Origin of the sequence: Tenacibaculum sp. Ill (genome assembly GCF_051938915.1) — a bacterium.
GTDB lineage: Bacteria > Bacteroidota > Bacteroidia > Flavobacteriales > Flavobacteriaceae > Polaribacter > Polaribacter larymnensis.
Map to the genome: position 1 here is coordinate 2,787,853 of NZ_JBPSCW010000002.1, position 17,075 is coordinate 2,804,927.

At 32.8% G+C, this 17,075-nt stretch carries 5 protein-coding genes; all 5 read right to left on the minus strand.

The genetic code is table 11. The features are described from left to right. Window positions 1-55: 55 nt before the first annotated feature. The 5 genes from ACTPNM_RS13120 to ACTPNM_RS13140 all read right to left on the minus strand — a co-directional run bounded on the left by ACTPNM_RS13120 (window position 56) and on the right by ACTPNM_RS13140 (window position 16,752). Complete coding sequence (locus ACTPNM_RS13120) at window positions 56-10,804, minus strand: LysM peptidoglycan-binding domain-containing protein (RefSeq protein ID WP_440122262.1); 10,749 nt, start codon at window positions 10,802-10,804, stop codon at window positions 56-58. Window positions 10,805-10,824: 20 nt separating this feature from the next. Beyond that, the gene (locus ACTPNM_RS13125; RefSeq protein ID WP_440122263.1) at window positions 10,825-12,201 is read right to left on the minus strand and encodes a hypothetical protein; all 1,377 of its coding nucleotides are present in this window, start codon (window positions 12,199-12,201) and stop codon (window positions 10,825-10,827) included. A gap of 3 nt (window positions 12,202-12,204) precedes the next feature. Beyond that, window positions 12,205-15,888 (minus strand): hypothetical protein, encoded by a 3,684-nt coding sequence (locus ACTPNM_RS13130; RefSeq protein ID WP_440122264.1) that lies wholly within the window; start codon window positions 15,886-15,888, stop codon window positions 12,205-12,207. 110 nt (window positions 15,889-15,998) lie between these two features. Then, window positions 15,999-16,436 carry a hypothetical protein gene (locus tag ACTPNM_RS13135; RefSeq protein WP_440122265.1) on the minus strand — a complete coding sequence of 146 codons (438 nt, stop codon included), beginning with the start codon at window positions 16,434-16,436 and terminating at the stop codon, window positions 15,999-16,001. Continuing rightward, window positions 16,393-16,752, minus strand: coding sequence for a hypothetical protein (locus tag ACTPNM_RS13140; RefSeq protein ID WP_099213891.1), 360 nt, complete (start codon window positions 16,750-16,752; stop codon window positions 16,393-16,395). Before ACTPNM_RS13140 ends, ACTPNM_RS13135 begins: the two co-directional genes overlap by 44 nt. Window positions 16,753-17,075: the final 323 nt, after the last annotated feature.

The following is a 17,075-nucleotide window of genomic DNA, read 5'->3' on the forward strand; positions in this document are numbered from 1 at the left end:
CTCAAAAGCGGACTTTTGTCCGCTTTTTTTTATCTGTTCTCTTTTAAAAACTATCTTATAAGTTATTTATGTTCTTATATGGTAGTACTAAGTTTGATAATTGTATTAGTGGTAAGTTAGCGCCTTCTACCTCAGAAAACACAGACAAATCAAATGAAAAATAAGCATCTGTTGTTGCTGGTTTTTTGTTTTCGTACCATTTTTCTAATGCTTTTGCTAACTGACATACAAAAGGTGTAGTAGAAGTAATTTCTCCAGAACATCCTTCATTTGGTATTGTATAATCTTTAGGAATATCAAAAGAGAAAGGTGTATATAATAATATTGGTAATTGAACCGGAGGTAGATCACTTCCTTCTTTTTCTTGTAAATAATAATTCCAATATCCTGTTATTTTAATTGTTTGTTGTTGTAACTCATCATACGTAAAGAACGTTTTAAAGAATGTTGCCAAATGCTCTGATAAGGATATGGTGCTTCCTTTTTCATCTATTATTTTAGCAATATTAATTTCTGTATTATTACTAAGCAGCGGTATTAATTTATTAGAAAATCTAATTAAAGGAGTTCTATAAATAAACTTAGGGTTTGTAGGGTTATCTTCTACTAATCCTTCATTTCTAATTACCGCTATTCCTGCCCAAGTATTTTGGAACTGTAATACATTTAATCCGTTTACCTCAATCGTTCTATTTGGTATCTCAAAAGAACAAGGGTACCCTAAGTATTCCTTTGTTTTAGCTTTAGGGTCTTTTACATACCAATACGAGTTTTTAATAGGCGTTCCAGATTCATCCGTTGCTTGTACTCTTGTATAATTTTTTATGTTGATTAATGGTGCGTTAGGTATCTCAGCCAAACTAAATTTATTCAAAAATAACTGTTTGTCTATTTCAGACATATTTTCAGGCAGTACTATACTTACTACTAAACGCTTACACTCTTTTCCTCCTTGGCAATCGCAGGTAGTAGTAAAATACGAATCTTCATTTTGCTGTATAATAAAATTATATACACTTGTAGGCTCTTGAGACTCTTGAGTTTTTACTAGAGAAGAGTTATTAGAAGCTGCTATATTATTATTGTTATTATTATGTTCACTCCAAGCTACTGCCAAATTATTAGTTATCTGCACCATGGCTTTCATTGCAGAAAATGCTTTGTTAAGGTTTGAATCAGTTTCATCTGATGTAGGAGATATAAGAGTTAAATACTTAGTCATATCATTTAACACCGACGACCATACACTCACCATTTGTGCCATATCGTTAAATAGGTTTCGAGAACTAGCTTTGCGTAGGCTTTTATTGTTTTTACTATCAAAAGTATTAAACCTAATATCTGAATAAATTTGATCTTGAGCTGCCTGATCTTCAGAATAGGTATAGGTAAAATTCCATTCTGATGCTTTTTCAAGAGTCTCTTTCGTTGTATTACCTACTACTGACACTGCTTTACCTTCTTGAGTTGTTAGCGTTGGCGGTTTTGGGTAATTACGAAGAACTATAGGAATATCTACTGTACCTAAAGATTGTTGTAACGGAGAATTATCAAAATTAGGTTCTACTGTTTCAGCTAAATTAACAGGTACTATAAATGTTAACCATTTTGAAGCTTGATAGCCTTTTACATCTGGCACATCTGTAATATCAAATTCAACATGGGTAATTTGATAATCCATTCCTAAAGCTACTGAGGTAAATTCTTTGGAATTTTTAGTAGAAAAGATGAAAGATATATCTGATGTTTTTTCTCCGTCTTCGTAATCTAACTGTATTTTAGCATTTGAAATTGAATATAGTTTACTATCTCCTTCTGCATTATTAACAATACTTGGAGTACCATACAAGCGAGGAGCTATTTGATTTGCTTCTTCTCTTGCTATTCCAGACTCTGCTGTAACCTGCATTTGTACTACTGCATTAACAGAATAGGTGTTTCCTAACTGAATGAGTAATTGTTGTTTGAACTTTTCTTGAGCGTTTAATTTTCTTGCTTCATTTACTTCTGGTGCTGTAAGAATTGGCTCTACCTTAGTTGAAATCGTTTCTGCTAATAATGATTTAGCTTTGGTTATAGCTTCAAGGAAAGATGTAGCATCTGTATCTAAACCTTTTAAAACTTCTTCTTCTTCTTTCTGTTTTAATTGGTCAACCAAAAATGCTGGTACTGCATATTCTGAGCTTAAGAAAAGGTCAATTGCATCCAAACATTGTTTTCCCCAGATATCCATATCAACATCTGTAAAATTCTTTACTGTACCTTTTTCGCAATCTAGTCCTTTACCTGTAACATAAGAGCATATTGGAACATCTTTTTTAGATACTAAACTGGTAGAAATTGGTAACGGTGCATAGAAAGATGCATTTAATAAACTATACGTATAGATTTTTATTTTATATGAGCTGAATTCCTCATTGGTCAAAACTCCCTGCAATGCTTCATCAAAACTAGCCTTACTCATATATATGGTTCCTACTAATGGAGTAAGTTTATCTACTACAGAGTTAGGAACTCCTGATTTTGGTAGTTTCGAAATTGAATTGTTTGTAAGCTCATAAGATCCTGCTGGCTCAACATTCCAATAAATACCATTACCAGGTTTTAGCCCCATTCTTACAATGTAAATAGATTCATTCTTCTGGCTTCCAACCAACTCTTTATCTATACCTGTAGTTACTTTAAGTACGTATTCATTTTCTTGATAAAAAGTCTTTTCAAAATTAACAGCAAATTCTGTTAGTGAATGATTTTGTGTTTTTTCTCCAGCACTATTTTCCTCTCCAAGAGTTGGAACATACGTATTAGGTTGAACCAAGGTACTAGTTGAAGTAACCGATGGGCTATCTTTAAAATCGTTGTTAACAAAAGAAAGATCTCTTTCCATACGTAATGCTACTGTTAACTCAAAAATAGAAGCTGTTTCTAAATTTTCAATAGCTACTGGTTGTTTTATTGAACTCATTGTTGGAGCCGTAGGAACTGTTTTACAGTACGCTACTGCATATAAATAAGCGTAAATTTCTTTTACAAAATTATTAATTGGTTCTAAACTTACATCAGTTTCAACCCCTGGAAGTAGTGAAGTACTTAATGAAAGTGTAACCGTATTTTGATCTTTTTTATAAGGATTAAATTGATTTATTTGATAATATATATTGGTATATACAGCTAAGTCATGTAATGCATTTTTTTGATAATCTGGTGCATCTGGATTATTAGGATCAGACACACATGGTTTACCATCTGTATTTTGATATCTTGTAATATCAAAAGAGAAATTTAATAACAACTCTCTGTCTGTATCATTTTCTAATTTTACATCATAGGTAATAAACAAACTCGGCCACTGTGAGAAACCTTTTAATTCATCAAGGTATCCTACTTGCACTGGTGGATTATTAAGAGGTGATTTTGTGTTTAGCGCTGGATTGTTAAATGGTGTTACGGTTTCATTACCATAATAATCTACCCAATCAAAATGTATTTGTAATGTGTTTCCTATACCTCTATAAGGGTTATCTTCTTTTTGAGGAAATCCTTCTGGGTAAGAATTATTAGGGTTATCTATTGCATACTGCGCTATAGGAATTACTTGATTATAGTTCCAAACAGAGTTCGCATTTTCTTCATCGGTATTTGCAGGACCAGAAGGTAAACCTACAATACTTTTGTTAAAATATCTGTTAGCTACTATTTGATAGTTTAATAAATTATATAGATTATTTAAATAGGTTTCTGCATAGCCAGCACTACTTGGATTATCTGGTGGAGTACCTGGGTTTGTACGACTTAACTCAAACCCTGCTGTACCTTGTTGAATTGATGATACTTTATGTACTACCTGATCAACTATTGTAAAGGTTGTGCTTACCGCAAAAACAGCAGCATCTTTAATCATAAAAGATAGTGTATCAACATCTATAAAGTAATAACTGGCAATGCTTTGTAATGTATTACCTGGAGTACCCTCGCCTGTTGTTATCTGGTAAGTAACTGTAGGGATTTCTATTAATTCCCATACAGCTAAATCATCCCAATTATCAATATCTGGATTAAGATTTTTTACATCATTTGAATCAACCTTAAAATACTCTGCTATGGCTGTTAAATTATTAGATGGTGTATCTGACGGAAGACCAACTTCATATTGCAACCCGTTTAAAATAATTGGTTTTGCTGATGTATTAAGTTTTACATCTGTTTCATTAAGTTTAGCTAACTCGCTAATTAATATATTATATTGAGATGAAATGCTTTGTAGCGTTTCATTTGCTAAAGTTGTTGTATAACTTAAATCTCTTTGAGCTTTAGACTCTGCATAAACGATAGAAGATGAAGTATCTATTTTATCTCCTGTTATAGCACAGTTCATAAAATCTTTAAGAATATTATTGTATGAATTACTATAAGTAACCAGTAATGAAATTGTTCCGTTTCCTGAACTGTCAAAAATAGTATCAGGGAAACCTGTATTTCCTTCAATTTCATTGTATAATAAATAATATCCTCCAGATCTTGTAATACTACACTCCCATAATAGTTTTACAAAATCGTATAATGTGTTTAAAACTCCGTTAAGTTTTTCAGATTCTTCTACTTTTTTTCCTAAATAAAAGGCTGTAGCAGGATTTGTTTCTGTTGATAAATTAGATTGAACAATAAACGTTTTCATATTTAGGTTTCCAACAGAAAGTAATCCATCACTTCCTTCATATAACCACTGTATATCTTCAATTACCCCTTGATTATTATTAGAAGAATTAGGGTTTAAAACTCTTAATAATCTTTCTAAAATCTGTGTTCCTGACTCATTTGCTCCTATTAACTCATAAGTAAATGCACTTGTACCCGGAGCAGTATCATCTGCTTGTTTTTTAATATCTATTTCTAATAGTGTAGACCAACCATAATACTCAGAGTTTTTATAGTCCATAACTCCTGTTGCAGCATTATACGTTCCTATTTGAATATCCATTGCTGTACCAGCTCGTTTTGGCAACGCTATTTGCTGTAATAAACCTGATGGGAAATTCCATATTAAAGGAGAAACTTCTGTTTGGCTTCCTAAATTACCATAAGGTAGATTTACCTCTCCTGAAGTACTCCATTGTGTTACGGTTTGGAATGTATATTGCACTGGAGTTAAATTATACGGTGTCATAGCTGCCAGTTTTAAAATATCTGGCTCAATACCTGTTTGCTGAGCGTAATTAACCACTGTTGAGATTTGCGATATATCTTCTGCAGTTAATTTTATTGGTAATGTTGCTTTTTTAGGGTCTCCAGAAGGAACTTCTCCATTAAACTGTAACCAATTTAATGTAGTATTAATTAAGTTGATTGTAAATCCTTCTTTAACATCGCTTGGAACTTCAAACTGTTGTCCTGTTAATTGGTATAAAGCACAATCATCACCTGTACATGGAGAGTTTGCATTGAGTGTTAATCCTGGTAAGGTAGTTGGTAACCTCATTCCATGAAGTTGGTATCGAGATACCATACCTGATAATTGTGTATATGAATGGTTTGCTTTAAAATAATCTAATATACTTTGTACGTCTAAACATCTTAATTCTGGAATATTTACTGTACTGTAATTATCTGAATTATAGAATAAATCATTTAATTGTTGGTTATGATAGTTTGTTCCTAAAACTTCTGGAGTTGTACTATATTTTTGAGCTATTTTACCTAGTGTTTCTGCATCATCAGGATTGGTAAAAGTTATTGTTGCGTGTACAAAAGGTTGAACTAACAATACTCCTAGTGGCTGTACTTGTAATGATTGAATTTGTGTATCATTAGCAAGATCATTTACCGTTACCTTATTAGTAGGAGTACTTAGTTTTTTTGCTATACCTGTTAGGGTATCTCCAGGCACAATAGTATAAGTAACACTATTATAAACAAATGAATTACCTACTATAAACAGTCCTGGTACAGATTGATTTTGTAGTAATAAATCTGAAACTGAAATATTATTAAATACGGTACTAGCTATTCCTGCAAAAGTATCTTCACTTTTTGCTGTATAGTTTGTAGCTGCTATAGTTAAGTTTGCTTCAGTAGTTAGAAGTGTATTTTTTTGAAAGCTTGAATCATTGGCTAAATCTGCTACTGTAGTTTGTAACCCTGTAGCTACCTCATTAATAGTATCTGTAGGTTTTACTGTATAAGTCTTAGAGTCATACGCAATTTCTTGAACTTGTAATACTCCCGGAATGGTTGCATTTTGTGTAATCAGCAATGCTATTTCTAAGGCGTATTTAGCTCCAATAGAAACAAAATTATCACCATCAAGAATAGTATACATTACTCCTGTAATATGAACATCAACTCCTCCATTTAAAGGGTGAGATTGGTTCGCTTTAGAAATATCACTTATCTTAACAGTATTTGTTACTCCATTAGAAGTACTAATATTATTTGCCCAGTTTGCCATGGCATTTAGGCTATTACCTTTAGATAATGGATAAGTATAGTTTTTTAATGCGTCTTCTGCATATCCTATAAGTTGCTTTCCTATAAGTACAAAGTAGTCTTCAAAAACAAATGTTGATAATGAATGTTCTACTGCTGCACTTTTTCTCAAGGCTGTATTAGCATTTTCTTCAGATACTTTTACTGCGAGTTCATTAAACCATTTTTTAACTTCAGATAGATATTCATCCGTTGCCATATTATAGGTACTGAAATTCACATCAACTCCGGCGTCTGGAACAGACAGTTCTAAATCGAAAAACATCGGAAATACAGCTGCTGTTTCAGGTTTTGAGCTTTCTGTTACATTTTGAATGTTTACAGCCTCAAAAGTATCTTCAAGGAATGATAATAATTTATCTGTAGGAATTGGTAATGGCGTATTTTCGTTTGATAATAGTGCTAATAAGACCTGTAAATCGGTTTCTGATACTGCTAATCCGTCAGTTGTAGTTCTTGTACTTTCTGTTGCTGTTTCTTCTGCATAGTTTTGTATTAACCATCTAAAAAAATCTTGACTTAAATACTCAAACGAAGAAGTAACTGTGCTATCAGGGTTTTCAGCATCAGGGGCATCAATCCATAGTGTAGTAACATACTGAGCTTTCTGGTTTTTTAAATCGCCATTTTCCGATCCAGCTACTGTTAGATGTGGAATTAAATAAATATTAAGTGTAGGTGCTTTCTCTTCTGCACTTACTACTAATTTAGAGTTGTAATGTATTGGTTTTATAGGCAGCTCAATTAATCTACTTGATTTTTCTGCGTATACTAAATAGTTACCATCAACAGATTCTGAAAGTTGTCTGTTCCATGGAGCCATACTTGTTTGATCTGTACCAATGGTAAGGTCTGTTCGTATTTCTGCTTTGAAACTAAAGTTAATTTTAATAGAGAATATTCCTAAATTTATTTTTGCTGAAACTCTTACATCTACTGAGGCTACAATAGCCAAAGGCATTTTGTTGTATGCTTCTAAAATTGCTTGTGCATATACTTTTACTGTAATATTTACAGATGCCGAAATAATTCCAAAATCTAAAGAGCCATACAATTTACCAATTAACCCAAGTGTACCTTGCAACCAATAGTAATAAGAAGTTTCTACTTCTGTTTTATTGTTTTCTTGAAGTGCTCCTTGATATGGATGGTATGTAGCAATAACTCCTTCTAAAATACCAAAAATTGTAACGCTAAATCCAGCTTTTAGTACCCCGTAGTTAACACTATATCCAACACCTACCTGTAAGCCTATTCCAAAAACAATTACTGGATTAAAATTACCATAATTTGTTTGTGGTACTTTTTTGGTTGTAGCACTACTTAATTTTCCGAAGTAAAAACCTCCTGACCCCATTGCTGGAATTCCTGGTGGTACAATAGCTTGTATAGTGAAGGATCTTGAAAAATCAAGTTTATACGGAAATCCTATATCTACCATAAAATCACCATTGGTATAAATGGCCAAGGCAATAGAAGGAAGTGTGATATTGACTGCACCGAACTGTAAGTATCTTAATGCATCTGGTAGTGTAAGCGCTATTTGATATACTCCTACTCCATCTGAGATTTTTTTATACATAATCTCAAAATCCAAACCTGCAAAAATTTTGGCTTTATCACCTGCCATTGCAATTCGTAAACCGTACAGGTTAGGATCATTGAATACGGCTTGCATTTCTAATGTCCACACCGGTTTTTCTTTGGTACCAACATTAAGGATTCCAAAATCGGTTCCTATTAACCAATTTGAATTTTCATTAAATGAAAGTAAAGAGTTTCCTGAACCAGGACCAATAGGTACTTTGCCTTTTTCTGGAGTATCAAATGCTTTTTCCATAGCATCTGTAACTTCTTTAATAGATTGGTATTGAGCTGCATTATTTAGATCAACATGTTGTCCCATTGCTAATAAGCGTAACTCAAAATACTGTGTTCCTTGACCAGGAACTTCTGGCATATCTTTTACATCTTGACCTTTTTCTTTGTTAAAGACATTACTGTCGTTAATTGCTGGTACTACTGAACTACCATCAAATGCTATTTGAACACCTTGTGCATTTTTTGTTAGCTTAATACCGTTGATTGTAATGAATACTAAATCAAGACTTTTTGGTAATTTATAATCTACTACTACCTCTTTGGTATCTAAATTATAAGTAACCTTAAATCCATCTAAACTTATTTTATTGAGTATATCCCATGGAGCATCTAATTCAAAGTTAGGATCGAACAACATCTTCATAAATGAGGTAAGTAACGACCCTACACTCCAGTTTTTAATCTCAAAAATGATAGTTCTACTTTCTCCCGCAACATTATATTTAGCAATGAATCCTTCCCATTCAATCATTAATAATTGGTCATCACCATCAAAATTATAACCAATCTTAACTTCTGCATTAAAGTATTCAAGTAAAACACTTCCCATTACACCACCAGAGTATTGCTTTCCTGCTGCTTTGGTTGCATCAAACTTTAAGGCTAACGCTGCAGCAATATCAATTCTCTGATTAATTATAGGAAAAGTGAACTTCCACTCTATGCTCGTTTTAACTTCATAAGAACCTTTTTCCTCTCCATTTGGAATGTCTGCGGTTAAATCAAAACTAGTAATTGACAAATCTGCTGGTAAAAAACTAGTAGGTAACTCAAAGCCTACTTTTTTAAATAATCCATCCATCAATTGCCCTAAGTTTAACTTGTCACCTTCAGGCATGTTTATACTTAAATCCCACCCACCATCTTCTGTTGAAGAATTATAATTTACTGCTGATTGCAATCTTAAATCTCCTATAGAGAAAAGACCACTAATAGCAGCTGTATATACATTTGAACCTGTTCCTGTTACTGGAGAAGTAGAGGTAAGTTGTAATGCTGCATCAGTTAATGATATATTGGTAATAAGGTTCATTTCAATATCTCCTGATGCAAAAAATGCATAGTATTTACTATTGATATCCATATCAATACCAAACCCTGTAAATACTACACTTACCAAACTTTCTGGTATTTTTATAAAACCGCCTGTTATGGCTGCTAATAAATCATTGATTGAAACGGTTCCATCAAAAGCTGCTGATAAAGTAAGATCAGAAGTAATTTCTACATCAAAACCTCCTTTGAATATGGTTGGAAAAAAATTTACTCTTGATGTAAAAAAAATACTCTGAGCATTGGTCGTTCCTGGACCTAATATCCACCAATTTACATCAAACTCTTCAACCGAAAAATTATCAAAGAGGTTCCATGTACCAACTGACCCCACTTGTGCTGAAACACTATTTATTTGTACCCCATTAGTAAAGTTTAAGGAAGTTGTAAACCCTTTGAATGCAATACTATTTAAATACTGTTGCAATGTTGGAGGGATATTACTGAACCAATTATTTCCAGCCATTAATGAAAACATATTTAATGGTGTAAGTGGTTTTTGAGGAGTTGAAGCCACAGCAATATCAAAAGTATTAGTTTTGGGGGCTATGCTTGTTGTAAAATCCATTTGGATATTTTCTCCTAAATGTAATTGTAATTGAAAATATAAAAGAGGTGTTTGTTGTACTTCTGTTATTGGTTCAGAATCTTCCTCTGTGGTTTCTTCAACAGATTCTATCTTGAAACCTACGGCAGGATCACTTACTTCTAAAAATAATAAGGATATAGGAGTAACATCTATAGGTACAATAAGATCCATATCAGGATATAAATACTGCTCATTGTCTACTTTTGATGGATCTAACATCCCTGTTAAAGGAAGTTTTGTACTTACCGACCATGATGTTAAAAAATCAACAACATCAGCTAACCAATCTGTAAGAGTTATCATAGCAGAGAAATTCTGCCCCTCAACTAAAGGGATGTCTGAATTTTGCCATTTAAAATTATCCTTTTGTTCTGTACTAAACACAAAAGCTGGTGAAGTATAGGGTAAACCATCAAAAACACCACCTATCATATATTCCCAACTAGTCTTAAAAGTCCAATCACTTAATGCGATTTGTATAGTAAACTGAGCTTCTCCTTTCTCGTTAACAACAACCTTTAAAATAACATCTGTATTAGTTTTTTCTACATTTAAAATGTTTGCTTTAGCATTACTTATGGTCAATGTATTCCCTGCTGGATCTGGAATAGATGTTTCTGACGTATCTATCAATAAAAAAGTTCCTTCAGCTAACTGATATCCTTTAGATAATAAATCATCTAAATTTTCTGGAGGTGTTAATTGAGAAGCAGAAAAAGTAGCAGCATTAATAGTGATGTTTCCATTATTAGCAGCTGCCTGATCTCTAAAAGTGGTTGTTAAATTAGAAAGACTCATAATACAAGGTGTGTATATTGTTATATATCTATAATTAAAGGAAGATGATCGCTGGTACTTCTTATTTTACCATAATTATCCCATCCTAGAAACCTTCTTAAAGCTCCTATATTCCCTGGAGTATAACCTCCATCTCCATTAGGCCCATTAGGGGGCAATGGTAAGGCTACTGGAGATCCTGCATTAGCCATACCAACAGGTATTTGAGCCATTCCTGTAGTATAAACATAATGACCCGGAGGAGCTCCACCAGGAGTAGGCATTACTGCATTGTATGGAGATCCAGTTATTCTGTTAACAATGGTGATATTGGCAGCAGGCCCTCCTGCAGCAGCTCCATACCGTGTTAATACGTTATCGATGCTATCATAGCCAGCAAAATGATTATTACTTCCCAAATAACCATACGCTGGATATCCATTGGTCTCCCAAGGAGTCGCTCCATTTCTGTATTTATGTTTCATATGAGTAAAAACATACCCTTTATCTGGCCATACGTTATTAGCTGTTGGATTTATGGCTCTAGTATATCCTGCACCTGCAGGTAAAAGATTAATGAGGTTATTATAGGCTATAGGCTCAAAGTAAGCATTAAAAATATTCACATTAAAATCTCCTACAATTACTCCTGCTTCATTGGCCGCAAGGTTGTTTGTCATTTCTCTGACATTAGAGAGTTGATTGGTTCCATTAGCAGCAGGACCAAAATTTGGAGGGGCATGATATGCTAATAGCTTAATAGTTCTGGCATTAGCTACATCCCAAAATGTAGTTAAATATGGTGGTCGATTTCCAATTCCTGGAAACTGTAATCTATTAGGAGGCATGGCATTGTCTGTAAAAAGCCATTGACCAGCAAGTTGGTTAGAATTAATTCCTGGATTAACATTTGACCCTCCTGGGACAGCTACTGCTGGTAAACAATTATTCCAAGGAGCTGCATATCCAACTAAGTTTCCTATTCCGATATTGGCTACCGAATCAGAAGGATTTGCAGCTCCTTGCCAACCCCATGGACCAGTAAAGCTTAAATTAGCACTGTTATAAAACACAGAAATACCTTCACTTACTCCTCCTTGACCTAATATAAGCGGAGGTACTAGCATCCAATTTGCTCCTAATACTGCATTTGCTCTTATTTTTGCTAATAAATCTAAAGCTCCTTGCTGCCCTCCTGCTGTTATCAAAGAACCTTCTACTCCACCTCCTGTTGATGTTTCTATTACCACAAAAATATCTGGAATATTTGATGTCATTGTATCCAATATTAATTGTGCTCTTTGAGTAGAAGCTTGCTGCATATTAATTGTGCTACCTATCTGTCTTCTATTAAAAAAAGGATTATTAATTTTATTAATCCCAAACTGCTGTATGTTCCAATAGAGTACTCTTGCCATGACCTATAATTTTGTTTTGTTATATGCTGCATACCATCCTAAACTTTTGGCAGTAGCTCCTGGATTTGGGTTTCCAAAAAGTAAAAAATTAGTACTTCCTCCAGGAGGTAGTTTGAGAATCCCTAAAAACTTCAATGCTATTTTACTCAATGTCATTAAATATGATTGCTGAGCTTCTACATATTCTAATTTTAAAGTATCGATAGATAATTTTAATACTCCTTGTAGACTAAGAAGTTTAGCATTACTGCTGGTTCCTGGGAGTTTTATTCCCACAAATGCCTTATAGGCAGTATCGGTAGCTTTATTTCCTGGACTCCATGCTATTAGTAAACTAGCATTAAAATCAAGTGATGATGCTAATTCTCCTGGTGTTCCCATATTCAAGGTCATTTCAAGTCCATACCAATTTTCTGAAAGCCCGGTAGTATTAATTCCAGGTAAACTTAAATTAAGGTATCCTAAATTAGAAGGCTTAGTATCCTTATCTCCACTGACAAGGTTATTAATTTGTAGTGCAAAATTAGGATATAAACTTAGTTGTCTAGTTGTACTAAGATCTGAGTTAAATACTATTTTTGAAGCATCAAAAGCATAATCTACCACAGTAGGTGTACTAATATCAAATGCCATATCAATAAATAAATTACTGTAACTCAAACCATCTATAATATCTGTATCTGTACCATCTCCATTTCCAAAAGAAAAAGCGTCCATAACAATTGTTTTTTCTTCAGTTTCATTTATTACAGGAGTGGTTGTTTGCATTACTGCATAGTTTAAATATCCCCACATTGCAAAACTAGATTCTATATGGGTAGCTTTAGGATTAGTCGTTAATGTATTAAACTGAATTTTGGTGATTTCTACATTTTTAAGAAGATTACTATCAAAGTAGAATAAATTATCATCAGTATTTTCAAATACATATACTGGTGTACCGTCATGGTCTTGATATGTACCGTCTAGTACTACAGTATTTAGAGTTTTAGAACCGTATTTATTATTTGTACCTATTACAGTATCAGAAAATAAATTGTTCATTGTTAATTGTACTTTACTCTGAAAGAATTTAATAGCAGTATTTTCAAAAAGAACTTGTAATTGAAGTACTTTAAAATCATAAGTAGCTCCCGCTAAAGGTGGTACAGGTTTATTAATATTTAGTCCTTGTAATAGTTGTTGTTGATAAGCTGTATCTAAATAGTTGATGAGTCCAAAAAGAGAACTATTTTTTTCCATTTGAACCTGACCTTCAGCATTTACCTTATTAACTTCTATTCCAAAATGATGTGCATTAAACCTAGTTAGATTAATACCAGATATTAACCCTTTTAATTGTTGAGGAAATTCTTGTAAATCAATATCAGCTTTGAGCACCAAAATTCCATTCCAATCTTTATTATTTACGATATTATGAAACTTTTCATAGAGAATTGCCTGATTACTTTCTGGGTGTTCTAACCCATATTGATAAGCTTTTTCTGCCTCTGCTATATAATCCTGTACCCATGAAGATATTGCAATTAACTGCTGATATGCATTCGCTGGATCCTCTACTCCTTCAGTATTAAAAGTGTTAGGTTGGGTCCAAGTTTTTGGATCTTTAACTCTATCTATTAATGTGCCTTTACAAAATTTAAAAATGACTACATTATTATAATCGGCATAAGTGTTTGTTGTTCCTGCATTAATATCAAATGGCCAATCTTCAATTGACATTTTGTTATTAAATATAGCCTCTGCTGTAGTTTGCCCTCCTTGTTCTCCACTTTTAGAAAATAATGTTCCTAAATGGTTATTTTGAGTGACTACTAAAAATTGTTGATTAGTTAGAAAAGCACTTTGTAATTTAGTAGGTAAATTAATAAAACTCATTTGATATTGAGCAGGATTAGACGGTTCTTGATTTTCTGGATATAAATACTCAGGTGTAGCGTTTTGATGAATATCATTTTGCCCTAAGTTAAGCATGCTCCAAGCTCCATTGTTCTTTACATGAGCTATTAATCCTTGTGGAGTTGTAGAACTTACATAATTACTATCTCCATCACTTAATAATTTTACTCTTTTTGTTGCACTTTTTGAGACTCTTTGTGCTGTTAATTGTTTTGTAATAAGTGTTTTTCGTTCTTTACTAAGTACTTCGGACTCGAAAGTTGTTAAGTTATCGTTTCCTGGTTTTTGAGAATCTGCTTCTACTGCTAGGTAAGGAACAATAGGTATATAAAAATCTTGTTGAGGCATATCTATACTAGGTTCATAAAACCCTAACAAATTAGATTTACCTACATTCCCCTCACTTACTCCATGATCTTTGGCAAATAAGGAAGCCCCTTCAGGTTGAGAAACATATTGAACATTTTCTGCTACCTCTGATATAATATTATACCATCCTGTAAAGTATTTATTTTCTAAAGTTGGATTGTTTGTTCCTGGGTTTACCAGTGATAATTCTTGGGCAGGAAAATTTGGCGCATAAGCCGGTTGTTTACTTTTAAATCGTAATACATCTCCTGTAGGAATTTTATCTTTAACTGAGTATGGTGTAAAGGAAATAACTTCCGTTCCTGATAATCCAGGTAAAAAATCAAATTGGCCATTTTCATCTACTTGATCTGATTGTGGATCCATAAAAAAGTCTCCTTCAGGTTGTAAATAGAATCGTTCATTTTCATCAATATCTCTGGGAGAAATAAGTAATAAAGGACTATTAGGTAATGGAGTTAAATTATTAGAAGGATTTGTATTTTCAGTTAAATTGACTTTTGGCCATAAAGTAATAGGATGACCTGTATTTATTGAAAAAAAACTAGGTAAATAGCAAGGTGTTGATTTTCCTGAACTACTATTAAAAATACTTCCTGTAAACGCAAAATAAGTATTTAATCCTTTTTTATTTCCTATATCTAAAGGGCCTATCGATGCTTGAGTCATTGCATACTCTACATCTGATTGAGGTTTAAAAATAGGATAACTATATTTTACAAGGCTATTATCAGCTGGTTCTGTATGATAGTAACATGTTTCTAAGTAAAAGGCTTTAAAATCGCTTTCTAAATTAAAACCTAGCGGAAAACTAAATGCTCCGCAATTGTATTTGGTAAATGATATGGATATATCTTTATTAAGCAATGTATCACTTCCAAATTCTTTACTGTTAAAAGATATATTAGGACTATTTAAATCGTAACTTAATTGTATTTGTGTAGCTGCACCTTCTGGAATGAAAGACACTTCTGTATTATTTCTAATTGATAATGTCGCAAAACCATTTCCCATGGTGTAATTAAAAGTTTGACTAACCTTAATTACATTCTGAGAATTCACATAATAGTTAATTGCAACAACATTTTCATTAGTTGGTTTTGAATTTACATCTAACAACCAAGCAGTGGTAATATTATTTGAAAAGTTTTCTCTATACTTTTGTAAGTACTCCTTAACTTCATCTATGTAATTGATAATATCATTGTTATCAGGAGCATTTTCAGCAAAAAGAAAATAAACCGAAAGTGTTTTCGCTTTTGATAAAGTAAGTGTAGATTCTTTATAAGTTGAATCTTCTGGTAGCACTACAGCCGACCACTCATTTAACTCGGGAGTTATGTTAATATACAATAACGGATCTCCTGAATCCACATTACTAAATATAGTACCCTCAGTATCTTGTAGAATTGAACCCATAGCATTAGAATAATATGTGTGTAAAATAACTTGGTAGTGAAATAAAGTATGAGTATCAAAACTAAGGAATGGAAAACACCCCTCTAAAAAGCATCGTGATACACTATAAACTAATCATCCTTAGGACATAAAATAGATACAATTACTATTACATCGTAAGGTGATAAATTGGATACAATCAGTTGACTCCCTTTAAAATCAGCGACAGCTATAAGCTGTTCTCTAATCTTTAAAATATGGATACCATTAAACGAAGTACTATCATTAAATTTTACATTATTAGTATCTCCTGTGTTAACAACAGTTGCTTGCTGAGCCTTACTTATATTATTAATATAACAAATACATTGAGACCCATTATTGGTATCTAATACAGCATATTCATTTTTTAAAAGCACAATTGTATCCAGCTTGGATTTTGTAATGCTTTGAGAAAATGCTGTGTTACTCGAAAATACAAAAAAAACAAGGATTGTATATTTTATATACAATCCCTTTTTTTTATTAACCTTGTGTAGTTTGCGCCTGAATTTCTGCAGTTGCATCATTCTGAGCGTTAGTAATATTAGAAACGGTTACTTGCGCACCTGCAAAATTCCCATTACACACCACACTATAAGAAGGTGAATTTGGTGGAATATTAAACAATCCATTAGCAGGTTTGGTAGCTCCATTATCATAACAATTAACACCTGCAGGCGCACCTGCAATTGTAAAAGTTAGTGTGTTAGCTCTACTAGAATTTGTAATAGTAAGAGTAGACTGTGAACCATTAGCTGTATTCCAAGTTGCAAATTGACCTGAATCTATAGCTGCTGAACCTTGTTGGTTAATTACTGGGTTTTGTGTTGCCGTTGTTGACATAATTTAAAAGTTTAATTAGTTAGTGGTAACGAAGTTAAACTCTTATTTCCCTTTTTTTTTGAAAAAAACTACAAACGTAATAATAGAAAGTATTAATGGCTTTAATTCTGACACGAGTGTTTTCTTATCAATTCATAAGCAATAAAAAAACATAAAACCCTGAAATAAAACACATTACAAACATTAACTCATAAAATAATTTTAATCTTATCTTCTTCAAGCTCATTTTATTATATAAAATAAGAGAATACCTTACTCTTTTTACGGTTATTTAAACAGTTTCCTATTATGAACTTTTTATTTTTAAATTCTAAAACTAAAGT